Consider the following 25921-nt stretch of genomic DNA (forward strand, 5'->3'; position numbering starts at 1 on the left):
CAATTGTCATGCGGCGCTGGTGAGCGCGGCTAAGGCGGTGACTTTGCTTTTTGCCGCGCCGCTGTCGATCGCGCCCGCGGCCAATTCGGCCCCTTCGCTCAGCGAGCTGGCTTTGCCTGCAATTTTCAGCGCGGCCGCAGAATTAAGCAAGACCGAATCGCGGTAAGCGGAGGCTGCGCCATCTAAAAGCGCGGCGAAGGCTTTGCCATTGTCTTCGGGGCTACCGCCGAGAATTGCCTCAAACGGATGCACTGGCAAGCCTGCGTCTTCGGGATGAATTTCAAACTCGACCACCTGGCCATTTTCAAGCGCGGCCACAGCGCTGCTGCCGGTGATGGTGAGCTCATCGGTGCCATCGGCACTGCCATGCACCAGCCAAGCCGACTCGCTGCCAAGCGCCCGAAGGGTTTCGGCCATGGGGCGGATCAAATCTGCTGAAAACACACCTGTTAATTGCCGTTTGACCCCGGCGGGATTGGTCAGCGGACCCAGGATATTAAAGATCGTGCGCGTGGCAAGCTCAGCGCGGGTGGGCATCACATGGGCGATGGCCGGGTGATGCATAGGGGCCATCATAAAGGCGATGCCGATCTCTTCCAAGGCGCGTTCCACGACATCGACTCCCACCATCACATTGATGCCCATCTGGCCCAAAGCATCGGCGGCGCCGGATTTGGAGCTGAGATTGCGGTTGCCATGTTTGGCCACAGGCACGCCGGCCCCGGCCACCACAAAGGCGGTTGCGGTCGAAATATTCAATGTGCCCTTGCCATCACCGCCGGTACCGACGATGTCCATGGCGCCCATGGGCGCGCGCACGGCGTTGCATTTGGCCCGCATGACGGCGGCGGCGGCGGCATATTCATCGACAGTCTCACCGCGTGTACGCAGCGCCATCAAAAAACCGCCAATTTGGCTTGGGGTGGCCTCTCCATTGAACAGCGCCTCAAAGGCCAGCTCTGCTTCAGCGCGGGTCAAGGGACGGTCGGCGGCTGTCCCAATCAAGTGTTGCAAAGCAGATGTCATGCCAGTTCCTTTGCCATGTTAAGAAAATTGCGCATGAGATGATGCCCATGTTCGGAGGCGATGCTCTCGGGATGAAATTGTACGCCATGAATGGGCAGGGTTTTATGCTGAAGCCCCATGATCGTGCCATCTTCCAATTCCGCAGTCACCTCTAAACAGTTGGGCAGTGTGGCGCGTTCTACAATCAATGAATGATAGCGTGTCGCCTCGAAAGGTGTCGGCAGGTCCGCGAAGAGACCTTTTCCCGTGTGATACATTTTGCCCATTTTGCCATGCACAATCTCATGACAGCGCACGACCGAGCCGCCAAAGGCCTGACCAATGGTTTGATGCCCCAAGCAGACCCCCATGAGCGGGACGCGGGCGGCAGCGGCGGCCTCTGTCAGGGCAAGACAGATCCCAGCCTGCGCCGGGTCACAAGGTCCCGGGGACAGGAGAATCGCTGAGGCCCCGAGGGACATTGCCTCTTGCACGTCCAAGGCATCGTTGCGTTTGACCACAACCGTTGCGCCCAACTCCCCAAGATAATGCACCAAATTATAAGTGAAGCTGTCATAATTATCGATCAGCAGTAACATGGGTCGTCCTTTATGTTTTTTTTGCCCCACCGGCGCTCTTTCGGAACAATGGGTCTCGCAATTGACAGATTGGTCGCGGTATAGATGCTCAGGGAACGATGCTATCGTCAAGAGTGACAGGGCGTTTTTGGTGATTGAAAGGTGATAGATGCAACTACCGTTCTTCAATGGTCTGATTTGGGGTACGCTCATTGGGGGGGCTGGGCTGGTGGTCCTTTCGCTGTCCCACGATGTTTTGAACCTCAAAGGTCTAAACCCCGAGGTGACGGTTCTGCCGATCTCGCAAAGCCCTGATACGGCTATGACCGCGCAGGTGCCGGTGATTGATCTGGATCCCCCCTCGGAATTATCAGCGCCGCGCTCCATCTTGTCGCAAGGCCCCACCGCCGCCAGCCTTGGCCGCGGCTTGACTCTTTCTGCGCAAAAACCTGTATTGACCGGTGAGACTGAGACATTGGCCACTTTGCCGATGGTTCAAAAACTGCGTCCCTCCGCAAATATGCCACAGGTCTACCCAGGAGATTCTGCCCTCCTCTCGCCGCAATCTCCGACCCGCTTGGCTGGGATGCGCCGCCCCAGTGTCACCGCTCTCGATGACCGGAGCGCTATGCAGGTGAGCGCGCCGCGATTGGTGCAAACCGAGCCTCTGCCAGAGGTGACCTATCTGCGCTATGCTCTGGAGTTCGAGCGGGTGGCGGGTAAGGGGCTTATAAGCATTGTGTTGATGGACAGGCCGTTAATGGCCCCCCCCGATGGGCTGTTGGATCTTGGCGTGCCGTTCACCGTGGCAATTGATGGGACAGCGGCGGATGCGCGGGGTAAAATGCTGCTTTATCGCGCCGCGGGTTTTGAAATTTTTACCAATATGCAATTGCCCGAGACCCTAACTGCTGTGAATGTGGCGCTGATCACGGATGCCTCAGTGCAGGCCGTGCCTATAGCCACAGGGCTCTGGCCTTCAGATTATGACCATGGCCCGCGATCTCCTGCGCAATTGCGTCTGTTGCAAGACCATTTGGCGAAAGAAAACCTAGGCTTGTTGCCAAAGGTCGATGTGACAATTTCTGATGACATGCGCCGCGCCTCGGATGTGTTGAGCGCCCTGGACTTTGCGGCAGACACAGCTGCGCAGACGGGGCAAGCGGTCGTGGCGCTGGATCCGGTTGCGGAAATTTGGCAAGTTTTGCGCTTTTGGCTGCGCCATTCCAACTACGGCGATAGCGTCATCGCGCCGCTCTCGGCTGTGCTCACCCGCTAGTGCATTTGTGACGCCCCATGCTCTAAGGCGCGCCGGTTAGGAGTTGCGCCAGCCAGCTTCGAATGTCGGGGTAGAGCGCCTCGAGTTGTGGCAGGTCGTTGACGCAGAGCATCTTGAGGTCCGGGGCGTCTCGAAGGTTTTGCAAGAGCGCGGGGATTGTCCCATCTGCTGCACCAACCCCTTGTCCGCTGTAGATATGATGGTGATCTTTGATCGGATGTAGCTTGGCGGTCTTGTGCAAAATACAGGCATAATTGTGCAAGCTCTGCGGCGAAAATTGGCGAATATCACGCATTTGATAGCGCGCATTGTCGCGAAATGCAGCGTTGAACCGGGTGTGAAGTTGGGCCATGGTGCGGCGCGAGCAGGGATGTGCCACATGTGCCGCGCGAAAGAGGCGCTCGGGCGGCATACCGCATAGGCCTGCCGCGTTGAGTTGCATGTAGTGATTGAACTTAGCCGGATCAGCCATCTGCACGGGATCGTCTTGCAACGCGCTGAAATCAGCCCAAGCGCCGCGTAAAATTGGGCCGCGTTTCGTGAAAAAATCGGCTTGCTGACAGGGTGCTGTCAGAAAAACATCATCATTGAAATAGATAAATCGGTCGGACAGCCCCGGAATGTTCCAAAGAAAGGTCTCTATGGCCAGGGAGTTGAAAGTTGGCAGGCTCGCGCCATGATTGGCGAATATCTCTGTGTGATCCACCAAGTGAATTTTGGCCTGCAGAGCGACGCTCAGGCGCGACAGATCTGGTGATTGATCATCGACAACAATCCATATTTTGCGCAGCCACGGGGCGTTGTGCTCAAGGGACGAAAGGCAGAGATAAATTTCGCCATTACAGGCCCAGCGATGCGGGTTTGTGGCATTTTCATGGAAAAGATGTGGCGCTGAGCCCATGAAATTCTGGCGTTTTTGCAGGTGCGCCGGGTCCAATCCATCAACCCATGTAATGACCGCATCAATCGGATCGTGCTGGACTTCCTGAACCATGAACGCAGACTCCTTGTTACGCGCTCAAGGCTAGCGCGCGCGCCGGACAATTGCGAGGGTGGCTTGGTATTTTCATGGCGTGTTTTTCGAAAATGGTGGTCCCGACAGGATTTGAACCTGTGACCCCTCGCTTCGGAGGCGAGTACTCTATCCAGCTGAGCTACGGGACCATTTGTCTTTTCAGGCGGAGACAAAGCAGCGCTCGGCGCCTCTACACAAGCCCTTTCAGGCCTGCTGCGGCTCTCTTACATCAAGCCGCTTGCGCCTTACAACCCATTTTCCGCGGAATTCCCGCATTGCACGACGGACGGCCCCAAAAATACGTTGATTGGGGCCACCCTCTACGCCGTTACGGCGCACAGCAGCGCTCGGGGGCTGGCGACAGGCCTGCAAGGTGCCAAGAATTGTCGTGTGAAACTAGCGGCCCCAAAGGCGCTTTTCGCCGCAATCAATATGGACGAAGTTGGAGCGAGAATAGCGGCCAACCCCGCCGGCAGCGCAGGAGGCGGCAGCTCGGGCCACCTGACGGACAGATTTGCCCTGCATGCGCAGATCCGCTGCTTGCCCCTTCATATGCAGGGAATTTTTAGCCACACCGCGCGAGCGTTTGCGCAGCAGCGCGTTGGTTTCAGCTGTCCGGTAGCCGGACAGCATGAGGAAGGGGGTGGGGGTGTCGAGCAGCTGTTGCGTGGCTGCGATGATGTCAACGGTGCGTGTGTCGATGGCGCGGGACCTATCCCTCCGCCAGTCACGCATGAACCAATTCACCTCAGTCAAGGCATCTTTGATATAGTCACCTTCAATCCAATAGATCACATCTAAGGATTCGCCCGTCCGCCGTGAATACATTTTCAACCGACGAATATCGCCTGCACCACGTAAGAAACCGGCGGCATTTGAATAGGTTGGCGCCGCGATCAAAGCTGTGGCCGCAAAAGCGCCCAGCAATCCACGTCGTGAAATTACGCTCGGTTGGTCTGTCATTCTTTGTCCCACTTGTGCACCGCGATCCATGCAGAACACAGCCGCTTATCCCCAGGTGCAAGGCTCATATGACATATTTCCTCCATTTTTGCAAAGCCCAATATAGTTTCAATTCGAACTATTCCAAATTCGGCGGATTATCGCATGGTTGGCTCTGACGGGCGCGCCTCTATCCGCTGGCCTTGCGATCCGGTGCCCTATCTGGGCTTTGTGCTTTCAGAGTTACAATCTGCAAAATCTACTGGCTCAATGGGCAAAAGACATTAGACTTTTGCTCCTAAAATGCGCATTTATTGTCACCGTATTCTAACTGAGGGCGCGCCGCGACATGATGGGTCGAATTGATTTCCGTATAGCCAAGGTCTTGGCGAGTGTCTTGGCTGTGTTGTTTAGCACGGAGCTGGCAGCTCAAGCTTTTGGATTTAAGCAATCTTTGGCCCAATATATAAGTTCTGACCGCAGTATTTCTGGATTTTATCGTGCGCGGGATTATGGCTCGTTTTGGACGGGCCCAACAGAGCAGGAGCGCGCGCGATTGGAGGCGCTCATCACGGCCTTTGCTGATGCGGAGATGCACGGTCTGCCGAAAGCGCGGTTCAATGCTGAAACTGTGCTCTCCAAACTGCGGGCGGCCAATAGTCAAAGTGCTTTGGGTCAGCTCGACGCGGAGCTCACAACGGCGTTTCTGGACTATGCGCGCGCCGTGCAGTCAGGTCTGTTGATCCCCTCAGAGGTTGATGAGGAAATTGTCCGTAAAGTGCGCTACAGCAAACCGCTTGACCTATTGGCAGGTTTGGAGGCCAGCGATCCGCAGGTTTTTCTCAAATCCTTGCCACCGCAAAGCCGCCAATACGTCGGACTTGTCAAAGAAAGACTGCGTTTGGAGCGGCAGGTGACGGCGGGGGGCTGGGGTCAACCTGTGAGTGCCAAGCGTCTAAAGCCAGAGGAGCAGGGGGCGCAAGTGGTGCTTCTGCGTGATCGCTTAGTCGCCATGGGCTATCTGAGCAGAAGCTATTCCACCACATATGACGACCCGCTTGCCGCCGCGGTGGCGCGCTTTCAGGCCGATCATGGGCTTGCCGTGACCGGCACGGCCAACAAGCTGACCCTTGAGCAGGTCAATGTTGGGGCCTCTGATCGCTTGGCATCGGTTTTGGTGGCATTGGAGCGGGAGCGTTGGTTCAATCAACCTTTGGGTGAGCGGCATATCTCCGTGAATTTGACGGATTTCAAGGCGAAGATCGTCGATTTCGGCAAGGTGACCTTTGAAACCAATTCCGTTGTCGGAGCAGTGGATGATGATCGGCGCAGTCCCGAATTTTCCGACACTATGGAATATATGATCGTCAACCCGAGCTGGTATGTTCCGCGGTCTATCGTTGTCGGTGAATATTTGCCGATGCTACAAGAGGATGCGGCGTCGGTGGAGTATCTCGAGCTGCGCGATGATTTGGGCAATGTTGTGCGGCGTGAGGGGCTGGATTTCACAAGTTTCAATGAGGACACCTTCCCCTTCGGCATGCGCCAACCGCCCAGCCCTGGCAATGCTCTGGGCCTGGTAAAGTTCATGTTCCCCAATCGGCATAATATTTATCTTCACGACACCCCAGCCAAAAACCTATTTGGGCGCGAAGTGCGTGCCTTCAGCCACGGCTGTATTCGTTTGGCCGATCCGTTTGATTTTGCCTATGCGCTCCTTGCAGCGCAAAGTGACGCGCCGAAGGCTCTCTTTCAGGAGGCCCTGGATACAGGCGAAGAGGTGCAGATCGATTTAGTGCGCCGCATACCCGTGCATATCTTTTACCGCACGGCGCTGGCGCGGCCGGAAGGCGGATTGGAGTTCCGCCCTGATGTCTATGGCCGTGACGCAAAGATTTGGCAGGCTTTGCAAAGCCAAGGGGTGGTTATGGGTGAGATCACAGGATAAACGGGGCGTGAAGCAAAGGGCGACCGTTCATGAGCGTATGTAATTTACAAGACTTGGCGAAGGCGCTGAACGGACAAGCCGTAGGGGATGTCGCGTTGCAAGTCACGGGCGCCTGTGAGCCGCAAGATGCGGCAGGGAGCCTCTTGGCGATCGCGACAAGTCAATCCTATGTGGAGCGCTTGCCGCTTGGCCAAGCCCGCATTGCCTTATTGGCCGAGGGTACCGACTGGCACAGTCTCAACCTTTTGGGCGCAATCCTTGTTCCGCGGCCCCGTTTTGCCATGGTGGGTCTCTCGCAAGCTTTTGATCATAGGTGGCGGCCGGGGCCGCCGAGCATTCATCCGCAGGCCTGTGTGGAACCAGGGGCTGAGATTGGCCCCGGCGCGCGGATCGGCGCGTTTTGCCATATCGCGGCGGGGGCGGTGCTGGGCGAGAATGCCTGGCTCGGCAGCCATGTGACCCTTGGAGAAGGCTGCACCATTGGCCCGGAGGCCACATTGATGGCCGGCGTGCGGATTGGCGCGGAGGTGCGTATCGGCGCAAGGTTCATCGCACACCCGGGGGCGGTGATCGGCGGGGATGGATTTTCTTTTGTGACACCGGAGCGCTCTGCGATTGAGAATGTGCGCGAGACTCTGGGAGACAGCAAAGGCGCCAAACCGCAAGCCTTTGCCCGCATTCATTCTCTTGGGTCGGTGGTGATTGGCGATGATGTGGAGCTGGGCGCCAACAGCTGTATTGATCGCGGCACAATCCGCGACACGCAGATTGGCGATGGCTGCAAATTTGATAATTTGGCCCAGATTGGCCATAATGTAAAAATTGGTAACAATTGTATGATTTGTGCACAGGTCGGGATTGCCGGTTCCTCCGTGCTGGGAAACAATGTGGTTCTCGGCGGGCAAACTGGGGTGAGTGACAATCTGTTTATCGGCGATAACGCCATAACGGGCGGCGCGACGAAAGTGCTGAGCAATATCCCCGCGGGGCGCGTGATGTTGGGTTATCCCGCGATGAAAATGGAGGCGCAGCTTGAGGTCTACAAAAACTTGCGGCGCCTGCCGCGGATGTTAAAAGACCTAGCGCGGCTTAAAAAGTCACTGCCCGACTCTGACAACAGTCCTTAATGGGCAAAAAGGCGTTCCTATGAGTGTAAAAGACAAGGTCATTCAAATCATTGCTGAGCAAGGTCTGCTGGATGTGGCTGATGTGAGCCTAACGGCCACGCTAGAGGAGCTGGGCATTGACAGCCTTGGCGTGGTGGAAAGTATTTTCGCGATCGAAGAAGAATTCGACATCGAAGTGCCGTTTAATGCCAATGCCCCGCAGGAAAGTGAATTTGATATATCCTCTGTGGCGACCATTATTTCTGCGGTTGAAACCCTTGTTGCGGAGCAGACCTAGCCCATGATCCGCGTGGTGATTACAGGGGCTGGGACCATTAATGCTTTGGGTGGATCGGTGTCGGAAACTTTGCAAGCCATGCGCGAAGGACAGCTTGGGATTGGGCCTTTGCAGATGCGTGACCTGGACAGGTTATCTGTAAAAATCGGTGGGCAAATCAAGGATTTTGATCCTGAAGCGCATTTTGATCGGCAAAAACTGGCACTCTATGATCGGGTGACTCAACTGGTGCTTTTGGCCAGTCGCGAGGCGATGGCGCAGTCTGGCTTGGAGATCACGGAGGAGCTGTCGGAAACGACGGGTGTGGTTCTTGGAACCGCTGCAGGTGGGATGAACACCTGGGATGATAATTTTCGGTCTGTCTATGAAGAGGGCAAAAATAGGGTGCACCCTTTCGTGGTGCCGAAACTCATGACCAATGCAGCCGCCAGCCATCTGTCGATGGCCCATAATATCAAAGGTCCCTCCTTGACTGTCTCAACCGCCTGCGCCAGCTCAAATCACGCGATTGGATTGGCGTTTCATATGGTCCGCAGCGGCATGGCACAGGTGATGCTGGCCGGCGGCGGCGATGCGATGCTGACCTTTGGCGGCATAAAGGCCTGGGAAGGGCTGCGTGTGATGTCCAAAACCGCTTGCCGGCCCTTTTCCGCCAATAGATCGGGTATGGTTCAAGGAGAGGGGGCAGGGGTCTTCGTGCTTGAGACCTATGAAGGCGCCAAGGCGCGCGGTGCTGAAATACTCGCGGAACTCATCGGCTTTTCTATGACCTCAGATGCTGGTGATATCGTGATGCCAAACCAGCAGGGGGCAGTGCGTGCCATCCGCGGAGCGCTCCGCGATGCGTGTCTAGATCCACAAGATATTGGCTATATCAACGCTCACGGCACGGGAACTGCGGCCAATGACAAGACCGAATGTGCGGCGGTGACGGAGGCTTTCGGCGCCCATGCGCCGGCCTTGATGATGTCATCGACCAAATCCATGCATGGACATTTGATAGGCGGGACGGGCGCTGTGGAGTTACTTGCATGCCTCATGGCGCTGCGGGACGGGGTAATTGCGCCCACCATTGGCTATGAACAGCCAGACCCCAATTGCGCGCTTGATGTGGTGCCAAATGTGGCCCGTCAAGCAAAGGTCACGGCGACTTTGTCCAACGCCTTCGCCTTTGGCGGCATGAATGCGGTTCTGGCGTTGAAAGCGATTTAGGGCCTATGCGCAATTAATTACCTATTGTGCCCATCAAGGCCTCATGCCCTGCGGTAAATCCTGTCAAAGATAATGTAAGGCGTTCGGGCTTCGTTGGGGCCGCGGCGGGAAACATGGTGATGATGGCCTGCGCGCCGGAGCGGTAGCTGTCGAGATCTTCTTCCGTGAGACCGATGCGCGCCACGCAGCCCATTTGCACACAGAATGCGAAGGGATATATTTTGGCATTTTCATCATCCACTTGGATGGTCAATTGTTGGGTTAATAGGGTTTCCAAAGGTGTAATGACATTGGCTCCGGCAATAACGAGCCCATCCGATTGGACGGGGTTTAAGTTATATTCTGCCACGGGCGAGCCATCGGGGGTATGCATCAATTGAAATAGCTGACAGGGGTCTTGCGTTTGCTCTGTTTTCAGACAGCGCAGCGTCCAATCCCCAAAGCTGCCTTTGGCATAGTAGTCGCCGATCGCCGGAGTGCTTTCGACAACTTCACCGGTTGAGAAGTCCTCTGCCGCCGGCATTTGAGCCGTTTGCGCCTGAAGCGCAGTGTGGGACAACAGAAGGTATAGGATCGCGCCAATATAGTTTGTTACTTTAAACACCAAATGGTCCTTTCTATCGCACGCAGTATGAACAGTGGTCTTGTCATAATTGTCTTAAAATTTATTCTGATGTGCCAGCCAGCCTCTGGGAGCGCAACCTGAAAAAATTAAAGCAGAGGATTTGTTTCCAAAAACCTCTGCCTTTATTTTTCTCCCTGTCGGGCTTGCCGACTATGGGCAGAGAAAAACAAATTATGATTTGGTCGTCAATGAGAATTTTATACCATTTTCCAAAAAAACCGCGCCCGAAGGCGCGGTTTAGTACAGGGAGGTATGACATGAAGAAAACTTCTATCACACCTTGCTTATAACCTCAGTTCCTTAACATTTAGTTCGCACAGGGTGCGGTATTTGCCCTCATTTTGCGCTAGGCTTACAGCTTGTATATCTTGAGCTGTGTGATGCGGTTTTCTTTGCGGGCAGCGACCTCAAAGCGAAATCCGTGGAATACGAAGACTTGACCCTCGGCGGGTATCATCTGCGCCTCGTGAATAACCAAGCCGGCGAGCGTGTTGGCCTCTTCATCCGGCAGGCTCCAATCCTGCGCCCTGTTCAAATCGCGAATGGTCATAGACCCATCAACTACCACATGACCGTCCTGAGCCGCAGTGACCCCTTGGTCACTGGTGTCAAACTCGTCGGTGATTTCGCCAACGATTTCTTCCAAAATATCTTCCAAAGTGATCAGCCCCTGCAACGCGCCATACTCATCCACCACCAAGGCGAAATGCGTGTGCCTCTTTAAAAACTGCCGCATTTGATCATCCAGAGGGGTTGTTTCTGGAACAAAATAGGGCTCCATCGCCACATCTAGCACCTGAAACTTGGCCAAATCTTCGCTGCGGGCTGCGCTGTCGCGTGTGAGCTTAACCATTGCGCGCGCCAAATCCTTCGCGTGAATCACCCCAACGATGTTTTCAGGATTTCCGCGATAGAGGGGGAGACGCGTATGCGCGCTTTCCAGGCATTGAGAGAGAATCTCTTCGGCCGGCAAGGAGACGTCAATCATCTCAATGCCTGATCTATGCAGCATGATTTCCTCGACCGTGCGTTCTGAGAGATCCAATGCGCCCAGGATACGGTCCCGGTCCTCTTTTTCAACCAAACCCTCTTGATGGCCCAACGTGAGTGCCCCGGCGATTTCTTCGCGTACGGCTAAAATATTTGTATCAGGGTCCGTGGCGACGCCGAAAACCCATAAAACGCCGCGCACCAAAAGGCGCACGAAGCTGACCACTGGGGCGAAGATGAAGACAACCAAGGATATGGGGCGCGAGACCCTTATGGCGGCGCTTTCCGCATTGGTAATCGCATAGGTCTTGGGCAGCACCTCGGCAAAGACCAAAACCAAAAATGTCATGACCAATGTGGCCAAAACAATGCCATTCTCGCCCACCATCTGTGTGAAAAGCGCGGTGATCAAAGAGGTTGCCAGTATATTGACCAAGTTATTGCCCAAAAGAACCGAACCGATCAAACGCTCATTGTCATTGGTCACTTTTAAGGCCCTTGCGGCGCCAAGTGAGCCTTTGTCAGCCTGCGCTTGCAGCTTGCTGCGCGAGGCTGCGGTCAAGGCGGTCTCTGAGCCGGAGAAAAACCCCGATAGGATCAGCAGGACGAAAATCGCCCCAAAGGTCATCCAAAAGCCAGAGTCAAAGTCAAAATTTTCCATCACAGACCTGTTTTCAAGGGGTGTGCCAAGGGATGATGCTCCAACACCAGCTCGCGCAACCGTTCTTCTTGGATATGCGTGTAAATCTCTGTTGTCGCAATATCCGCATGGCCTAAAAGCGTTTGAATAGCTCTTAAATCAGCGCCACCAGCCAGTAAATGGGTGGCAAACGCATGTCTCAGAGTATGCGGCGTGACGTTGATCGGATCAATACCAGCACAAATCGCCAATTTCTTGATCTGCTGAAAAAACCAAATGCGGGTCAAATGGCCTAATTTCCCGCGTGAGGGAAAGAGAAAGGTGGATTTTTCCGTCACAGGGTCGGAGTCCCGCAGCGTAAGCCAAACTTGTGTCGCCTCGCGGGCTGCCGGGGAAAGTGGCACCATACGCTCTTTGCCGCCTTTGCCGCGCACCAAAATCATCTGCGGATTGCCGCGAACCGCCTCGGCTGGCAGGCTGACCAATTCTGTCACCCGCATGCCCGTTGCATAAAGAAGTTCCATCAAACAGGTTAACCGCAGCTTGTCATGGCGTTTTTCTGGCATCTTCCTTGCCTGCAGCAGCAGCTGGTCGACCTCATCATGACCCAGAGATTTTGGCAGATGTTTGTCCTTGCCTGGTCCTCTGACTTGAATGGCGGGGTTGTCTTTGCGCAGCTCCTCTTCAAAGGCGAAACGGTAGAGCTGTTTGATTGCCGAGAGCCGCCGGGCTTTGGTGGCGGTTGCAAGACCGGCGGCCTCGCAGTGCACCAGATAGTCCTCGACCATTGGGCGTGTGGCTGTCGCAAATTCCGCGCCACGCGCCTCAAGATAGGCCAGAAAATCTTTCAGGTCGCGGCCATAGGCCTCTTGCGTATTGCGCGCGGCACCGAAATCCGCCACTTGCGCTTCAAGGAAAAGGGAAATCCATGACAGGCTCATCGCATATCGGCCAAGATCATGAACTCCAAGGCCAATTGTTGCGCCAGTGGCGTCAGCCCCATGGCACGGAAAAGGGCCACCGCCTCAATCAAAGCCAGCTCATTTCCCTCCAATCCATCCGTGATCAATCCGGTTGCGCGCAGCATATTGGCCGAGCGGAAGGGCAGGCTGGCCGGGATTTCTTGATTGAACTCTGCCATAAGCCGATCATAATTTTCTGACAATATATGCGGATTAATACGCTGTAAACGGGCCATTGTTGGTTCAAAGTCGAAAGCATTTGAGCGGCTGAGGACCTGCATTTGGAAGAGGATATCATCTCCATCGCCAGAGGCATCAAATTTCATCAACATCGGTGACCAAGCATGCGCCAAAGGGGCGGCAAGGCCGCGGGCCCGCATCAGTGTCCAAAATGCGAGCAGCTCGTCGCTTGGGTCAATGATCGGATCGGCCAGGGTTAGATCTAGGTTTTGAACCGCATTCACCCGATCCCACACACCGCCCGAGGCCGATGGCTGGCCAGATTTATAACGCTCAAGCAATTGCGCCGCGGGCAGGCTGCCGACTGCGCCCAAACGTTCGGCGGCTTCAATCTGAGTCTTCCAGCCGCTGGAGGGGCTCAAATCTGAGGGCACAAATTTCAAAGGCAGGCCCTGAGTTGGAACCGGCTGGCCGGCGCCCGCGCGCAGTTGGAACTCTAAGGCGGTCAACTGGTTCGGCTCCACATTCGGCAATCCCAAACTGTCAGCGAGCTCTGGATCTAAATCAACGGCCAGGAGCGATGAGAGGGTTGGCGGGAAGGCGCCGAGTGTGTCGAGGGTGAAGAAATTTAATTCCGCCGTGCTCCATGAGCCGACACGGGCCTGACAATAGACTTTCAAGGCCTCGTTGTCTGACAGATGCCGCGACAGGTTGAGCTGGCGGCACATCCGTTCCACATTGCCCGTCAAAAGAGCCGTCTCTGCAAAGAGTGCAAAACCTTCCTGCGACTGGATCTGAGCCTGTCCTAAAAGGCTATAGGCGGCCTGCACCGCGCCGCGCTCGATCAGCGCTTGAACGCGCGTGTTCAAAACCGTCTCATCGCCCAAGGTTTCAGCCAAGAGCGCGCGCAGCAACAGATCGTCAGCCGCGGGAAGCCCGGACAGGGGCACCGAATTAAGGATCTGCCGCAGCATTCGGGGGTCAAGATCCGTCCAAAAATTTTCAGGGATGCCAGAAATTTTGCTCGGGATCAGCCCATAGGTCTTCTCAACAGGGGCATCCAGTTCAATGACATCAATCTCAGCCAGTTCCGCCCCACGCGTTGGATCGCCAACCACCAAAGGTTCTTCGCTGAGCGGCGCAAGCCCGGGCTGCGACAGCCAATCAATTGCTGATATTGGAGCATCGGTTTGAGCCCAAAGCGGCGGCGCCATGAGCAGGCCGACAAAACAGACGTGCGCAATCTTCATATCAGTTGATATCCAAAGTCAGTGGTAATTCAATAGTTTGCATATGAGCGGAAAAATCCACACCAAAAAAAGGCCCGAGATAGGCAAAACCCACGAATGCGATTGCAGCCACTATGAACAAGTAGAAAATATATTTGAGCAATCTGAGCATTTTGAAGAGTTTTCCTTTGGCGCGGTTTTGCTTATGGTCTTTTTGTAACAATCGCGCCATTGAAGACGCAAGGCAAGTTAATCTCAAGTCATGGAATAAGACAGATGTCGCTCAACAAAACAGTCGTTCTGGTCGGGATGATGGGATCTGGGAAAACTGCCGTAGGAAAAGCACTGGCGGCGGAGCTGCATGTTGCATTCAAAGATTCGGATCAGGAGATATCTCTGGCCGCCAATCGCTCCATTGCGGAAATTTTTGAGCGAGATGGCGAGCCTTTTTTTCGTTCGGTCGAATCGAAAGTGTTGGAGCGGCTGCTGCAAGGCCCTCCTTGCGTCTTGTCGACGGGCGGTGGCGCATTCATGTTTGGCAACAATCGCGCGTTGATTTCGAAACTTGGCATATCGGTATTTCTGAGCGCTGATTTGGACTTGCTCTGGGAGCGGGTTCGCAGCAAGGATACCCGCCCCTTGCTCAAAACCGCAGATCCCAAGGCGACATTGACCCGCATATTTGAAGGTCGCAAAGATCAATATGCGCTGGCCGATGTCACCGTCCAATCCCATCCCAGTTACTCTATAGCCCAAACGACGGAGCAGGTGATTGCCGCATTGCGCGCGCAGCCTGGAGTATTCAGCCCATCAGGAGAGAAGTCATGACGCAGGTGGTTCACGTCCCTTTGGGAGATCGGGCCTATGATATTCAAATTGGCCGCGGTCTTTTGGATCAAGCGGGCAGCCTGATTGGGCCTATTTTGCAGCGGGCCAAAGTGGCTATTGTTACAGACAGCAACGTCGCCCCACTGCATTTGCGCCGGTTGACGGAGGCCTTGCAGGGCGCGGGCATTGCGCATGAGGCCCTGGTTCTGCCCGCAGGCGAGGCGACGAAAAGCTGGCCATATTTGAGCCAGACGATCGATTTCTTTTTGAATGAGAAAGTGGAGCGGCGGGACGTTGTCGTCGCCCTGGGGGGCGGTGTGATAGGAGATTTGGTGGGTTTTGCCGCTGCCATTTTACGCCGCGGTGTGCGTTTTGTTCAAATTCCAACCAGCCTGCTCGCGCAGGTGGACAGCTCGGTCGGTGGAAAGACTGGGATAAATGCCACTCAGGGTAAAAACCTCATCGGGGCCTTTCATCAGCCCAGTCTCGTTTTGGCCGATATAGATGTTCTAGACACGTTGACCCCTCGGGATTTTTTGGCCGGTTATGGTGAGGTTGTGAAATACGGGTTGCTCGGTAATGAGCCATTTTTTGAGTGGCTGGAGCAGAACGGAGCCGCTCTGGCCGCTGGTGATCACGCGGCGCGCAGTGAGGCGGTACGGGTGTCTTGCCAGATGAAAGCGCAGATTGTGGTGCGCGATGAGACAGAGCAGGGGGATCGCGCCTTGCTCAATCTTGGGCATACGTTTTGCCACGCGCTGGAAGCGGCCACGGGGTATTCTGATCGCCTGCTGCATGGGGAAGGCGTGGCCATTGGCTGCGCTTTGGCTTTTGAGACCTCCGCCCGTTTGGGGCTGTGTGCCCAAGAGGCACCGTCACGGGTGCGGGCGCATTTAAAGGCCATGGGGATGAAAACCGATATTTCCGATATCGAGGGTTTAATGCCCACGCCTGCGGCTCTGTTTGCGCTCATGGGGCAGGACAAAAAGGTGATTGCGGGCCAATTGAATTTTATCATGGCGCGCGCCATCGGGCGGGCGTTTGTCACCTCGGATGTTTCTGAGGAGGTCGTATTATCTGTGCTGGAGGCCTCGATGGGCCCGCGGGCGACATAAATCCGCTTTAAAACGATTGTGGAAAAAGACCCCAGCGCAGAGAGCCTTCTGCGCTGGGGTATGGTTTAAAATGGGATTTCGTCGTCGAGATCGGCTGAGGGCGCGGGGCTGCTATAGCCGCCCGCTTGATTGCCGCCCTGGTTCGGATCGGCCATGTAACCGCCCTGGCCACCGCCGTCTTGATTGGAGACATACCCACCACCTTGGCCGCCACCGCCGCCTTCACCGCGGCTGTCGAGCATGGTCAATTCTGAACGGTAGGGGCGCAGCACCACTTCAGTTGTGTAGCGGTCCTGACCGGATTGATCTTGCCATTTGCGGGTTTCCAACTGTCCCTCAAGGTAAACTTTTGATCCCTTGCGCAAATATTGTTCTGCCACGCGCACCAAAGGTTCTGAGGTGATGGAGACACGATGCCATTCGGTTTTTTCACGGCGCTCACCAGTGTTGCGATCTTTCCAATTTTCGGAGGTCGCTACCGAAAAGTTACAAACTTTTCCGCCGCTTGGAAAGCTGCGCACTTCAGGATCTTGTCCCAAGTTTCCGATGATAATCACTTTATTTACTGATCCGGCCATAGCCATTGCCCCCAGGTTGTTTCTCTATCAATCCAGCATTTATGCTAAATTTGAGTTAAGTTTAATCAAGTAAGCCCTGCCTGCCTGACACGGCTCCGTTGCGCTATATATCTCTGGAACTGCCCTGCGGTGCAACCATCGAAAGGGATGAGGATGAGTTTTCTTTGCGTGGCGGCACCCAAAATGAAGCGCATAGCCCCGCTGATGCAGGCTATGCGCGTGCTTGAACGGCTATTCGGCTGCGATTTTGATGACCGCGTCCATTTTTGCCAAAATATCATCGGCCAGATGGCATTTGATCTGATGGCCCCCGGCCAATTTTCGGATGCTGGGCACCTCGGTTTCACATAGACCACCAAGAACTTCCGATTTCCACCCGCAACGGGTTTGGAACGGACAGCCTGATGGAGGGTTCATCGCTGATGGAATGTCGCCCTCAAGCACGATATGCTTTTTCTCAATTGAGGTATCGGCGATTGGCACCGCGCTGAGCAGCGCTTCGGTATAGGGGTGATAGGGCGGTTGGAACACTTGCTCCGTTGTACCCATTTCAACCACATGCCCAAGATACATGACCAAAACCCGATCCGACAGATAGCGCACGATGGACAGATCATGGCTGATAAACAGCAAGGTCGTCTTTTGCTCGCGTTGGATATCCATGAGCAAATCGGTCACTGCCGCTTGCACAGAGACGTCAAGCGCTGACACGGGCTCATCGGCCACAACGATCTTCGCATCGCCCGCAAAGGCGCGGGCAATGCCCACCCGTTGCTTTTGCCCGCCTGAAAGTTGCCGCGGCATGCGGTCAGCAAATTCGCGGGGCAGTTTGACCAAATCCAGAAGCTCCAGCATCCGGTCTTGGCGATCGGCCGCATTCTCACCAATTTTGAACAATTCCAAGGCGCGGACAATTTGGCTGCCAACCGTCATAGAAGGGTTCAATGTATCAAAGGGGTTTTGAAAGACCATCTGGACATCGGACACCGTCTTTGTGTCGCGATCTTCAATGGCGATACCTTCGATGTTCTTGCCTTCCAGAAGGATATGTCCCTCCGTCGCCGTCTCTAGGCCCATCAGAACTTTGGCAAAGGTCGACTTGCCACAGCCCGATTCGCCAACAATGGCGAGTGTTTCGGATTCGCGGGCCTCGAAACTTAAGGTCTCATTGGCTTTCACAACCTTTTTGTTGCCACCTCCAAAGAGGGCATTGGCCGCCACCTCATAATATTTTTTGAGTTCTTCAATTTTGAGAACCACTCGGCCCGGCTCAGCTTTGGTTTTGGTTTCCGCCAACTCAAGCGGGGCGTCCCAATCAATCTCGCTCCAGCGCAGGCAGCGAGATCCGTGCCGCTCCCCATGGGGCACCGTGTCCATTGAGATATGGCCCTGGTCACAGCGGCCCGCCTCAAAATAATCGCAGCGGGGCCCAAAGTTACAGCCATTCGGCCGCTCATGCGGCAGTGGAAAATTGCCGGGAATGGCAATCAGCGGGCGATCGTTCTTATCTGCGCCTGGCAGTGGGATCGAACGGAACAAGGCCTGCGTATAGGGGTGCTGCATTTTGTCGAACACATCTTCAATACGGCCGGTCTCAACCGCCTCGCCGGAATACATCACGCAGATCCGGTCGCAGGTTTCCAAAACCAAGCCAAGATTGTGCGAAATGAACAGCATCGAAGTGCCGTATTTTTTTCCCAAATCCTTCACCAATTCCACAACGGCGGCCTCCACGGTCACATCCAAAGCTGTGGTCGGCTCATCTAGGATCAAAAGGCTCGGCTTGGACATAAGCGCCATCGCAATAACGATGCGCTGCTGTTGGCCACCGGACAATTGGTGGGGGAAGGATTTCAAGATGCGCTCGGGATCTGGCAATTTCACATCCGTAACCACTTCCAAAGCCCGCGCATAGGCGGCCTCTTTGCTGATCCCCTCATGGATCATCGGCACTTCCATCAATTGCTTACCAATTTTCATGGCCGGATTGAGCGACGCCATGGGTTCTTGGTAGATCATCGCAATTTCGGAGCCGCGAATATCCCGCAGCTCCTCGTCGGACATGAGATTAAGGTCGCGCCCTTTAAATTTGATGGATCCGCCGACAATGCGGCCGTTGACCCCGAGGTCTTGCATGACCCCAAGGGCCACTGTGGATTTCCCGCATCCAGATTCGCCCACCAATCCCATCGCTTCGCCGGGTTGGATCGTGCAGCTGAAATCCATGACCGCTGGAATTTCATTCAGCCGGGTGAAAAATGAAATCGAGAGTTGATCAATTTCAAGGATTGGGCCGTTGTAGTCTTGCTTTTCCATTGAATTAATCCCTCAAGCTTTCTTCACGCAGGCCATCGGCCAGAAGGTTCAAACCTAAAACCAAGCTCATAAGCGAAAAGGCTGGAACCAGGGGCGGGGCCAGATAGACCGAGAGCAATTTACGCCCGGCGTTGATCGTCGTTCCCCAGTCAGGGCTTTCCGATTCCAGCCCAAGGCCGAAGAATCCCAAAGTGCCGAGCAGGATGGTCGCATATCCAATGCGCAGGCAGAAGTCGACGATCAGCGGACCGCGCACATTGGGAAGAATTTCCCACAGCATAATGTACCAAGGGCCTTCACCGCGGGTTTGAGCTGCGGCCACATAGTCGCGGGTTTTCACGTCCAAGGTCAAACCGCGCACAATCCGGAAGGCTGTGGGGGAATTCACAAAGACCACGGAAACAAAGACCAGCAGGATTTCGGCGGGCACATCAAATAAATCCAACATGGGCGGCAGAACGTCAACGGGCTTGCCGGTTTCAGACACTAAGCTGAGGTAGAGCCAAACGCCAATGATCAGCAGGATTGGGAATTGCAGGCTCAAAAATCCCGGCTTGAGCTGGTTCTTCGAATATTGCGCCACGGCGATGAACACCACAGGAAAGACGAAGAGGATCACCGCCAGGTAATTGGGCAGGCCGGTTTGAACGATCTCGGGCGTGACCAGCAAGAAGAATAGCAAGATCACAGGGAAGGCCAAAACCAGGTTGGACAGGAAGCTCAACACGGTGTCCAAACGCCCGCCAAAGTAGCCGGCAGGCAGGCCGAGTGTAATGCCGACCATAAAGGCAAAGATGGTGGCGGCAGGCGCGATGACGATCACGATGCCGCTGCCAAAGATGGCGCGGCTAAACACGTCGCGCGCCAAAGTGTCACCGCCGAGCAGATAATAGGGGTAATCCGCCTCGGTTGCGCCCTGCAGCGGAATTCCGGGGTGCTTGTTCTTCATGCCAGAGACTTGCGCCAAAGGATCATGGGTCGCAATCCAATCGAAGCCCGCGCCGAATATCGCTGTGAAAATCCAAAACAAAACCAGCCCCAATCCAATCATCCCGATTGGGCTGTCAAAGAGTTTGCCATATAGGCCCAGCTTGCGCTTGAAGAGGATCGACAGGGCAAAGGTTACCGCAAGAGCGATCCAGGTGGGAATGAGGCGTTGAGAGATTGCCCCAACAATGCCCATGGTTTCGGGCTTTACGAACAGACCGATGACCAAATAAAGGCCAAACAACAGCAGGGTGACGTAAAAGGCCAACCAGACCAATTTGAAGATCATCTCTGCAGAAATTTGAAACAAAGCAAAGCCCGCCGCAGCGCCCAGAATAAGGCATAGGATCAATGAGAGCCATATATTCCCCAAGGCCAGAGGGGCGAGCAGGGCGACGCCCGACAGGCTTAACAGCCAAAGCGCCAGCCCAATCACCAAACTCGGTCCCATCAAGGAGACTGAGGGAGGGGTGGGGTTGATCAAATGCGGCCCGTCCGCGCGTGGGGAAAAGCCGCGCGCGATGGCAGCAACGGCCAAGGTCAGAAAACAGACGAGGGCTGTCAAAAATAGGGGATTAAGATACGCACCCAAGGTGCCGGTCCAGGATAGATGTTGCATGGAACTGGTCTCCTTAAGAAATGCGAATACGAGGGTTTAAGAAGACGTAACCGATATCAGAAATCAGCTGTGTCAAAAGCACGACAATCACCCCAACAACCGCCACCGCCAAAAGCAGATCAATGTCATTGTTGCTGGCGGCTTGCACCAGCACCCATCCAAAGCCTTTGAAGTTGAAAAGGGTTTCCACAATCACCACGCCATTCAGGAGCCAGGGAATTTGCAGCATGATGACGGTGAAGGGTGCAATCAATGCATTACGCAGCGCATGCTTCAGCACGATATTGGCAAAGCTAACCCCTTTGAGCCGGGCGGTGCGGATATATTGGGCGGTCATGACTTCTGTCATGGAGGCGCGGGTCATGCGGGCAATATAGCCCATACCATAAAGCGCAATGGTCAGCACGGGCAGAAGAAAATTTTCCAATGTGGCATTGTCCATGGCAGAGGTGGCCGAGCCCTTAAACCACTTCAATCCCACGGCAGAGGACGTGAAAATCGCGATGAAAATAACACCAGAGACATATTCGGGCGTGGCCGTGGTGACAATCGCTCCGGTTGAGAGTGAGCGGTCCAGCCGCGAGCCCTCGCGCATACCGGCGAAAACGCCGATGATCAGCGCACCGGGGATCATCACGATCATCACCCAAAACATCAATTTACCTGTAAGCGCCAGACGGGTTTTGACCACATCACTGACGGGTTCCTTAAACACGCTGGAAAATCCCCAATTGCCTTGCAAAACGCCGCAAAACTTCGGTGCATCCGGCTCAACCACGCCGTGGTTTGAACAGCGGCCGCGGGTTTTCCCATCCACACCTTCAATGACATAGCCCGGCAAAACACCCAGCCATTCACCATAGTTTTGCAATTTGCCCTGTGTATAGCCACGGTTGCCCAAATAGCTGGCCACTTCAGCATCCGACATTCTGAAATTACCTTGGTTCTTGGCTAATTTTTCCAAGTTTGGGTAAAGTGTCGTTAGGATAAATACAATGAATGTCAGGCAGAGAGCGGTTAGCAGCATAACACCTGTTCTGCGTAGGATAAACATCCCCATGGTGTGGATTCCCGTTGATTAGTCTATAATAGCTTTATCGGTAGAAAAAGGCCGCCCCCAAATCTTGGGGACGGCCTTCTGATTTAGTGGGGGTTAGGCTGCCCAGCCCCACTTATAGATTTGAGGCAGATAAGCGATATGCATATCGCAGCCCACCAAACCTTCAACATGGTGACGCTGCACATAGCGCCAATACGGCTGACAGGTCACGCCTTCCTCGATGATCAGGGCTTGAATTTTGCCCATGACAACCCGGCGCTCATCGGCATTGGCCAAAGAGTTGGCTTCTGCGAGCAACGCATCGAACTCGGCGTTGCTCCATGCAAACTCATTCCAAGCCTCGCCGGAGCGATAGGCCAGACCCAGAACCTGAGTGCCCAAGGGGCGGTGGTTCCAGTTTGTGGCTGAGTAGGGGAATTTCGCCCAATCGTTCCAGAAGGTGCTGCCTGGCATCAAAGTCCGTTTGACCTTGATCCCAGCGTCGCGCAGCTGTGCGGCGACCGCGTCACAAGTGTCTTTCCAGAAACCTGTGTCGAGTGAGCGCAGCTCATGCTCAAAATCGCTATGTCCCGATGCGTCCATAAGCTCTTTAGCTTTCGCCGGATCGTAGGGCATGCGTGTGACCGATGGGTCATGCTCTGGGTGAATTGGACCCACGTGGCAATTGTCCGCCGCAACCCCAAGGCCAGCATTGCCCAGCTCGTTGATCACTTCGTTGTCCACAGCCATCGCCAGAGCCTGACGCACCATCTTATTGTCATATGGCGCGTGATCTTGGTTTGGACGTACAACGATTGTGGCACCGGAGGCCACTTGTGATTTCACAAGGCCCAGAGCGTCATAGAGATCAACGAATTCACCTGTGGTTTCCCAGTTCAGGTCAAATTCTTCGGATTCAAAACCGGCCATATGAGTTGCTGGATCGGAGCCATAGTCAATGAATTCAATACGATCAACGTGACCGCCTTTACCCGCGCCATAGCCCCACCACTCAAAGCCCTCATTGCGGACAATAGAAGCTTTCACGCCAACTTCCCATTCATCAGGAAGCATGAAGCCGGTTCCAACTGGGTTGGACAGGGCTGTTTCAACGGTGAAGGATTTGTGAACGATTTGTGCGGGGTAATCGGCCATGCCGGGCACAATGGTGATGTCGGGCTGCAAGAGATTCAGCTGAACGGTGTTTTGGTCTACGACCACAACAGCGCCGTCACGGGCTTTACCAGTGTCTGCATCCACTAAGGACGCCATCCGGCCCGCCATGGAGTTGCCTTCGAGGCTCTTGTCACACCAGCCGATGATGTTGCGTGCAACGTCCACTGCGGTGAAATCATCGCCATTGTTCCATTTCACGCCTTCACGCACTTTTAAAGTGTACTGTGTGGCGTTCGCATTGGCTTCCCAGCTGGTCAGGAGCATTGGCTCAAAGGAACCGTCGCTGTTGTACTCAACAAGATACTCAAGCCAACCGGCTGAGATGATCGAGATCTGCGTCCAGTCATGGGTACGCGGATCTTTGAATGCTTTCACATCCATTTGCATGCGGATCGTACCGCCTTTTTTCGCGTGGCCGCCAGCTTGGGCCGGGGTGTCGAGGCCCAGCAAGCCGTAAGCTGCAACGGTTGTTACACCCAAGGCCGTTGCGCGCGACAAGAATTCACGACGGTCAAGCTTGCCGTCTTTCACTTCTTGCGCGTACATCTTTGCGGCTGGATGCATGAAATTGTTTTTTTGGGTCATGTGTTTCTCCCTGTGACACCGTACGTCATAACAGATTGTGCTCTGGGCCGCTGGTGCGACCTTTTCAACGCAAACTGACTGTCGCCTATTCATGCGCATATTGGGCCATAGGTCAATGTAAAATATTGCGGAAAATAGCGCAAAACCGACGTTTTAACTTCGTTTTAACCGCGACCTTTGCCTTGACATTCGGCGAAACTTCAGGGGCTAATTTTTTCGCAATGCGCTGTTAAATACGAGGAGACATGGCTTTTTGCCGGCTAGGTTTCCTGTTTTGATGGCTGAAAGGATTGGGAAGTGCTGCGATTTTGGTGTGTCAGCTTCGTCGCAATGGTCTATTTGCGACATTGCGCGTTACAGCTGCTCGGCCGCGACGGTTTGCCATGCGACCATGCGCTTGCGAAACCATGTTCTTTGGCGTTTGGCGAATTGGCTTGAGGCGGTCACAGCGCGGCTCTTGGCTTCATCCAAAGTGAACTGCCCCTGCAGGTGAGCGATCAACTCAGGGGCGCCAATGGACTGTGAGGATTGCCATTTGGAGTCCCAAAGTTCAAAATTGCGGCGCGCTTCTTCCAATGCACCCTCTGCGATCATAATATCGAAGCGTCGCTTCAGCCTGTCGTTGAGCCAATCCACCGGGCTGGTTAAATGCAGCGCATGACAGGCCTCCAGAGGCAGCAGCGGCGGCGGGGTCCGTGCCTGCCAGCTCCGAATAGACTGACCGGTGGCCTGCAAAACCTCCCAAGCCCGCGCAACCCGCATCGGGTTTTGCACATCAATCTGCGCGCGCGTTTCATCATCTAAATCCTCCAGCATCGGCTGCAATCCGCCCTGAGACAGAAGGCCCGCCGATTGAGCGCGAATATTGGCCGGAATGGGGGGGATATCTGCCAGCCCTTCTGTCAGCGCGCGAAAGTATAGCCCCGTGCCGCCCACAATGATCGGGCGTTTGCCTGGACTCAAGATCGGGCCGATGTCGCGCAACCAATCGCCCACAGAATAGCTTTCGTGATTGGCCACATGCCCATATAAAGCGTGCGGTGCGCGGCTTTCTTCCTTGGCCGAAGGGCGCGCGGTGAGAATGCGCCAACCGCTGTAGACCTGCAAAGCATCCGCATTGACGATAACGCCGCCCAATTGTTCTGCGATTTGGAGCGCGAGGGCGGATTTTCCACTTGCAGTTGCCCCGGCAATCAGAACGGGGCGGGTTTCGCCCAGCGTTGAGAGCAAAGATTTATTCACCATTTATTGCATTTTTCCGCTTTTTTGCATTTGCTCTGTCACACGCCGTTGCTCTTGGTCGATTTTTGCGACATCTTAGGCCAAAATAGCATGAGGGCACAATGCACCAAACTTCCGGTTCCCAAGGTCAATTCAAACGTGTTCTATTAAAAATTTCTGGAGAAGCCCTGATGGGAGACCAAGGCTACGGTCTTCATCCCCCAACTGTGGAGCGGATCGCCGCTGAGGTCAAAACGGTTCACGATCTCGGGGCCGAGATTTGCATGGTCATCGGTGGCGGTAATATCTTTCGAGGTCTGCAGGGCTCTGCCCAGGGCATGGAGCGCACCACCGCCGATTACATGGGCATGCTGGCCACCGTTATGAACGCGCTGGCGATGCAAAGCTCTCTGGAAGAGCAGGGCGTTCATACCCGAGTTGTCTCAGCCATACCAATGGATCAGGTCTGTGAACCCTATATCCGCCGCCGCGCCGTACGTCATTTGGAGAAAAAGAGGGTGGTGATTTTCGCAGCCGGCACCGGCAATCCCTATTTCACCACAGATACCGCGGCCACGTTGCGGGCCAGTGAAATGGCCTGCGAGGCGATTTTCAAAGGCACGCAGGTCGATGGCATATATGATAAGGATCCCAAGCAACACAGTGATGCGGTGCGTTATGACGCGGTGACCTATGATGAGGTGTTGCAAAAGCGCCTGAAGGTCATGGATGCGTCAGCGATCGCTTTGGCGCGTGACAATAATTTACCGATCATTGTATTCTCCCTAGATGAGCCCGGCGGGTTCAGGGGGATTTTGTCGGGCAACGGAACATATACCAAGGTCCACGGTTAACCAACTTAAGAAAGAAAAATCATGTCGGATGACCCATTAGATATTGATATTGATGACCTGCAACGTCGCATGGACGGGGCCATGGTCTCTTTGAAAACCGAATTTGCCTCTTTGCGCACGGGGCGGGCCAGCGGATCTATTCTGGATCCGGTGATGGTGGACGCTTACGGGCAGATGACTCCCATCAACCAAGTCGGCACAGTGAATGTACCGGAATCGCGTATGGTGACGGTCAATGTCTGGGACAAAACACTGGTGGGCAAAGTCGAGAAAGCCATTCGTGAAAGCGGTCTGGGAATCAACCCTCAAACCAATGGCACCATCATCATGCTGCCCATCCCCGAACTCAACGAAGAACGGCGCCGGGAGTTGACAAAAGTGGCCGCGGGCTACGCGGAGAACTGCCGTGTGTCTGTGCGCAATATCCGCCGGGACGGCATGGATCAGATCAAAAAGGCCAAGGCCGCTGGCATGTCCGAAGATGACCAAAAACTTTGGGAAACAGAGGTGCAGGCCCTGACCGATGCGCAGATCAAATTGGTCGATGCCGCATTGGAGACCAAACAAGCCGAAATCATGATGGTTTAGAGTGGG

The 25921-nt window shown here is 54.8% G+C and carries 24 protein-coding genes and 1 tRNA gene; 9 read left to right on the forward strand and 16 right to left on the reverse strand.

Annotated features, from left to right (window positions below; genetic code table 11):
- Nucleotides 1-6: 6 nt before the first annotated feature.
- Both trpD and RCA23_RS07635 read right to left on the reverse strand, forming a co-directional pair.
- Entirely contained in the window at nucleotides 7-1026 is a 1020-nt protein-coding gene (gene trpD, locus RCA23_RS07630) for an anthranilate phosphoribosyltransferase (protein ID WP_044049808.1), read from the reverse strand.
- Nucleotides 1023-1604, reverse strand: a complete 582-nt coding sequence (locus RCA23_RS07635; protein ID WP_044049809.1) for an anthranilate synthase component II — start codon at nucleotides 1602-1604, stop codon at nucleotides 1023-1025. The genes trpD and RCA23_RS07635 overlap by 4 nt, the downstream gene beginning before the upstream one ends.
- A gap of 148 nt (nucleotides 1605-1752) precedes the next feature.
- Here RCA23_RS07635 and RCA23_RS07640 point away from each other — a divergent pair, with 148 nt between their 5' ends.
- Nucleotides 1753-2862, forward strand: coding sequence for a polysaccharide deacetylase family protein (locus RCA23_RS07640; protein WP_044049810.1), 1110 nt, complete (start codon nucleotides 1753-1755; stop codon nucleotides 2860-2862).
- A gap of 22 nt (nucleotides 2863-2884) precedes the next feature.
- On the opposite strand, the gene RCA23_RS07645 is transcribed toward RCA23_RS07640, so the two are convergent.
- The 3 genes from RCA23_RS07645 to mepK form a co-directional block, all read right to left on the reverse strand.
- Nucleotides 2885-3856 carry a Stealth CR1 domain-containing protein gene (locus RCA23_RS07645; protein ID WP_044049811.1) on the reverse strand — a complete coding sequence of 324 codons (972 nt, stop codon included), beginning with the start codon at nucleotides 3854-3856 and terminating at the stop codon, nucleotides 2885-2887.
- A 93-nt stretch (nucleotides 3857-3949) separates the two neighbouring features.
- Nucleotides 3950-4026, reverse strand: a tRNA-Arg gene (locus RCA23_RS07650).
- 247 nt (nucleotides 4027-4273) lie between these two features.
- Nucleotides 4274-4840, reverse strand: a complete 567-nt coding sequence (mepK, locus tag RCA23_RS07655; RefSeq protein ID WP_044051393.1) for a peptidoglycan L,D-endopeptidase MepK — start codon at nucleotides 4838-4840, stop codon at nucleotides 4274-4276.
- Nucleotides 4841-5168: 328 nt separating this feature from the next.
- Between mepK and RCA23_RS07660 the strand changes: the two genes are divergently transcribed.
- From RCA23_RS07660 to RCA23_RS07675, 4 genes are read left to right on the forward strand one after another with little or no spacing between them, the layout of a single operon-like run.
- Entirely contained in the window at nucleotides 5169-6767 is a 1599-nt protein-coding gene (locus RCA23_RS07660; protein WP_044049812.1) for a L,D-transpeptidase family protein, read from the forward strand.
- Nucleotides 6768-6796: 29 nt separating this feature from the next.
- Complete coding sequence (gene lpxD, locus RCA23_RS07665; RefSeq protein WP_044049813.1) at nucleotides 6797-7894, forward strand: UDP-3-O-(3-hydroxymyristoyl)glucosamine N-acyltransferase; 1098 nt, start codon at nucleotides 6797-6799, stop codon at nucleotides 7892-7894.
- 19 nt (nucleotides 7895-7913) lie between these two features.
- Nucleotides 7914-8171 carry an acyl carrier protein gene (locus tag RCA23_RS07670; RefSeq protein ID WP_044049814.1) on the forward strand — a complete coding sequence of 86 codons (258 nt, stop codon included), beginning with the start codon at nucleotides 7914-7916 and terminating at the stop codon, nucleotides 8169-8171.
- Between the two features lie 3 nt (nucleotides 8172-8174).
- Nucleotides 8175-9383 carry a beta-ketoacyl-[acyl-carrier-protein] synthase family protein gene (locus tag RCA23_RS07675; protein ID WP_044049815.1) on the forward strand — a complete coding sequence of 403 codons (1209 nt, stop codon included), beginning with the start codon at nucleotides 8175-8177 and terminating at the stop codon, nucleotides 9381-9383.
- Between the two features lie 13 nt (nucleotides 9384-9396).
- On the opposite strand, the gene RCA23_RS07680 is transcribed toward RCA23_RS07675, so the two are convergent.
- The 5 genes from RCA23_RS07680 to RCA23_RS07700 all read right to left on the reverse strand — a co-directional run bounded on the left by RCA23_RS07680 (nucleotide 9397) and on the right by RCA23_RS07700 (nucleotide 14232).
- On the reverse strand, nucleotides 9397-9987 hold the full coding sequence (locus RCA23_RS07680) for an invasion associated locus B family protein (protein WP_044051394.1): 591 nt from the start codon (nucleotides 9985-9987) through the stop codon (nucleotides 9397-9399).
- A gap of 373 nt (nucleotides 9988-10360) precedes the next feature.
- Nucleotides 10361-11659 (reverse strand): HlyC/CorC family transporter, encoded by a 1299-nt coding sequence (locus RCA23_RS07685; RefSeq protein ID WP_044049816.1) that lies wholly within the window; start codon nucleotides 11657-11659, stop codon nucleotides 10361-10363.
- Nucleotides 11659-12579: a tyrosine recombinase gene (locus RCA23_RS07690; RefSeq protein WP_044049817.1), complete on the reverse strand. Its 921-nt coding sequence runs from the start codon at nucleotides 12577-12579 to the stop codon at nucleotides 11659-11661. The genes RCA23_RS07685 and RCA23_RS07690 overlap by 1 nt, the downstream gene beginning before the upstream one ends.
- Nucleotides 12576-14030 carry a hypothetical protein gene (locus RCA23_RS07695; protein WP_044049818.1) on the reverse strand — a complete coding sequence of 485 codons (1455 nt, stop codon included), beginning with the start codon at nucleotides 14028-14030 and terminating at the stop codon, nucleotides 12576-12578. Before RCA23_RS07695 ends, RCA23_RS07690 begins: the two co-directional genes overlap by 4 nt.
- A 1-nt stretch (nucleotide 14031) precedes the next feature.
- Nucleotides 14032-14232 carry a hypothetical protein gene (locus RCA23_RS07700; protein WP_169701285.1) on the reverse strand — a complete coding sequence of 67 codons (201 nt, stop codon included), beginning with the start codon at nucleotides 14230-14232 and terminating at the stop codon, nucleotides 14032-14034.
- Between the two features lie 53 nt (nucleotides 14233-14285).
- Here RCA23_RS07700 and RCA23_RS07705 point away from each other — a divergent pair, with 53 nt between their 5' ends.
- Entirely contained in the window at nucleotides 14286-14837 is a 552-nt protein-coding gene (locus tag RCA23_RS07705) for a shikimate kinase (protein WP_044049820.1), read from the forward strand.
- On the forward strand, nucleotides 14834-15952 hold the full coding sequence (aroB, locus tag RCA23_RS07710; RefSeq protein WP_044049821.1) for a 3-dehydroquinate synthase: 1119 nt from the start codon (nucleotides 14834-14836) through the stop codon (nucleotides 15950-15952). Before RCA23_RS07705 ends, aroB begins: the two co-directional genes overlap by 4 nt.
- A 65-nt stretch (nucleotides 15953-16017) precedes the next feature.
- On the opposite strand, the gene ssb is transcribed toward aroB, so the two are convergent.
- From ssb to miaA, 6 genes are all read right to left on the reverse strand, one after another.
- A complete protein-coding gene (gene ssb, locus RCA23_RS07715; protein WP_044049822.1) occupies nucleotides 16018-16530 on the reverse strand; it encodes a single-stranded DNA-binding protein in 513 nt (170 codons plus the stop codon).
- 231 nt (nucleotides 16531-16761) lie between these two features.
- Entirely contained in the window at nucleotides 16762-18846 is a 2085-nt protein-coding gene (locus RCA23_RS07720; protein ID WP_044049823.1) for a dipeptide ABC transporter ATP-binding protein, read from the reverse strand.
- A 4-nt stretch (nucleotides 18847-18850) separates the two neighbouring features.
- Nucleotides 18851-20452, reverse strand: coding sequence for an ABC transporter permease (locus RCA23_RS07725; protein ID WP_044049824.1), 1602 nt, complete (start codon nucleotides 20450-20452; stop codon nucleotides 18851-18853).
- A 13-nt stretch (nucleotides 20453-20465) separates the two neighbouring features.
- Nucleotides 20466-21512 carry an ABC transporter permease subunit gene (locus RCA23_RS07730; RefSeq protein ID WP_044049825.1) on the reverse strand — a complete coding sequence of 349 codons (1047 nt, stop codon included), beginning with the start codon at nucleotides 21510-21512 and terminating at the stop codon, nucleotides 20466-20468.
- Nucleotides 21513-21605: 93 nt separating this feature from the next.
- A complete protein-coding gene (locus RCA23_RS07735; RefSeq protein ID WP_044049826.1) occupies nucleotides 21606-23252 on the reverse strand; it encodes an ABC transporter substrate-binding protein in 1647 nt (548 codons plus the stop codon).
- Between the two features lie 354 nt (nucleotides 23253-23606).
- Nucleotides 23607-24497, reverse strand: coding sequence for a tRNA (adenosine(37)-N6)-dimethylallyltransferase MiaA (gene miaA / locus RCA23_RS07740; RefSeq protein ID WP_052377090.1), 891 nt, complete (start codon nucleotides 24495-24497; stop codon nucleotides 23607-23609).
- Between the two features lie 98 nt (nucleotides 24498-24595).
- Between miaA and pyrH the strand changes: the two genes are divergently transcribed.
- Both pyrH and frr read left to right on the forward strand, forming a co-directional pair.
- Entirely contained in the window at nucleotides 24596-25327 is a 732-nt protein-coding gene (gene pyrH, locus RCA23_RS07745; protein ID WP_044049827.1) for a UMP kinase, read from the forward strand.
- Between the two features lie 21 nt (nucleotides 25328-25348).
- Complete coding sequence (gene frr, locus RCA23_RS07750) at nucleotides 25349-25915, forward strand: ribosome recycling factor (protein ID WP_044049828.1); 567 nt, start codon at nucleotides 25349-25351, stop codon at nucleotides 25913-25915.
- Nucleotides 25916-25921: the final 6 nt, after the last annotated feature.

Source organism: Planktomarina temperata RCA23 (assembly GCF_000738435.1).
Classification (GTDB): domain Bacteria; phylum Pseudomonadota; class Alphaproteobacteria; order Rhodobacterales; family Rhodobacteraceae; genus Planktomarina; species Planktomarina temperata.

What these genes read in the sequence shown, in the direction of transcription:
- trpD (WP_044049808.1), bottom strand. Translation starts at nt 1,026, where the DNA reads ATGACATCTGCTTTGCAACACTTGATTGGGACAGCCGCCGACCGTCCC.
- RCA23_RS07635 (WP_044049809.1), bottom strand. Translation starts at nt 1,604, where the DNA reads ATGTTACTGCTGATCGATAATTATGACAGCTTCACTTATAATTTGGTG.
- RCA23_RS07640 (WP_044049810.1), top strand. Translation starts at nt 1,753, where the DNA reads ATGCAACTACCGTTCTTCAATGGTCTGATTTGGGGTACGCTCATTGGG.
- RCA23_RS07645 (WP_044049811.1), bottom strand. Translation starts at nt 3,856, where the DNA reads ATGGTTCAGGAAGTCCAGCACGATCCGATTGATGCGGTCATTACATGG.
- mepK (WP_044051393.1), bottom strand. Translation starts at nt 4,840, where the DNA reads ATGACAGACCAACCGAGCGTAATTTCACGACGTGGATTGCTGGGCGCT.
- RCA23_RS07660 (WP_044049812.1), top strand. Translation starts at nt 5,169, where the DNA reads ATGATGGGTCGAATTGATTTCCGTATAGCCAAGGTCTTGGCGAGTGTC.
- lpxD (WP_044049813.1), top strand. Translation starts at nt 6,797, where the DNA reads ATGAGCGTATGTAATTTACAAGACTTGGCGAAGGCGCTGAACGGACAA.
- RCA23_RS07670 (WP_044049814.1), top strand. Translation starts at nt 7,914, where the DNA reads ATGAGTGTAAAAGACAAGGTCATTCAAATCATTGCTGAGCAAGGTCTG.
- RCA23_RS07675 (WP_044049815.1), top strand. Translation starts at nt 8,175, where the DNA reads ATGATCCGCGTGGTGATTACAGGGGCTGGGACCATTAATGCTTTGGGT.
- RCA23_RS07685 (WP_044049816.1), bottom strand. Translation starts at nt 11,659, where the DNA reads ATGGAAAATTTTGACTTTGACTCTGGCTTTTGGATGACCTTTGGGGCG.
- RCA23_RS07690 (WP_044049817.1), bottom strand. Translation starts at nt 12,579, where the DNA reads ATGAGCCTGTCATGGATTTCCCTTTTCCTTGAAGCGCAAGTGGCGGAT.
- RCA23_RS07695 (WP_044049818.1), bottom strand. Translation starts at nt 14,030, where the DNA reads ATGAAGATTGCGCACGTCTGTTTTGTCGGCCTGCTCATGGCGCCGCCG.
- RCA23_RS07705 (WP_044049820.1), top strand. Translation starts at nt 14,286, where the DNA reads ATGTCGCTCAACAAAACAGTCGTTCTGGTCGGGATGATGGGATCTGGG.
- aroB (WP_044049821.1), top strand. Translation starts at nt 14,834, where the DNA reads ATGACGCAGGTGGTTCACGTCCCTTTGGGAGATCGGGCCTATGATATT.
- ssb (WP_044049822.1), bottom strand. Translation starts at nt 16,530, where the DNA reads ATGGCCGGATCAGTAAATAAAGTGATTATCATCGGAAACTTGGGACAA.
- RCA23_RS07720 (WP_044049823.1), bottom strand. Translation starts at nt 18,846, where the DNA reads ATGGAAAAGCAAGACTACAACGGCCCAATCCTTGAAATTGATCAACTC.
- RCA23_RS07725 (WP_044049824.1), bottom strand. Translation starts at nt 20,452, where the DNA reads ATGCAACATCTATCCTGGACCGGCACCTTGGGTGCGTATCTTAATCCC.
- RCA23_RS07730 (WP_044049825.1), bottom strand. Translation starts at nt 21,512, where the DNA reads ATGGGGATGTTTATCCTACGCAGAACAGGTGTTATGCTGCTAACCGCT.
- RCA23_RS07735 (WP_044049826.1), bottom strand. Translation starts at nt 23,252, where the DNA reads ATGACCCAAAAAAACAATTTCATGCATCCAGCCGCAAAGATGTACGCG.
- miaA (WP_052377090.1), bottom strand. Translation starts at nt 24,497, where the DNA reads ATGGTGAATAAATCTTTGCTCTCAACGCTGGGCGAAACCCGCCCCGTT.
- pyrH (WP_044049827.1), top strand. Translation starts at nt 24,596, where the DNA reads ATGCACCAAACTTCCGGTTCCCAAGGTCAATTCAAACGTGTTCTATTA.
- frr (WP_044049828.1), top strand. Translation starts at nt 25,349, where the DNA reads ATGTCGGATGACCCATTAGATATTGATATTGATGACCTGCAACGTCGC.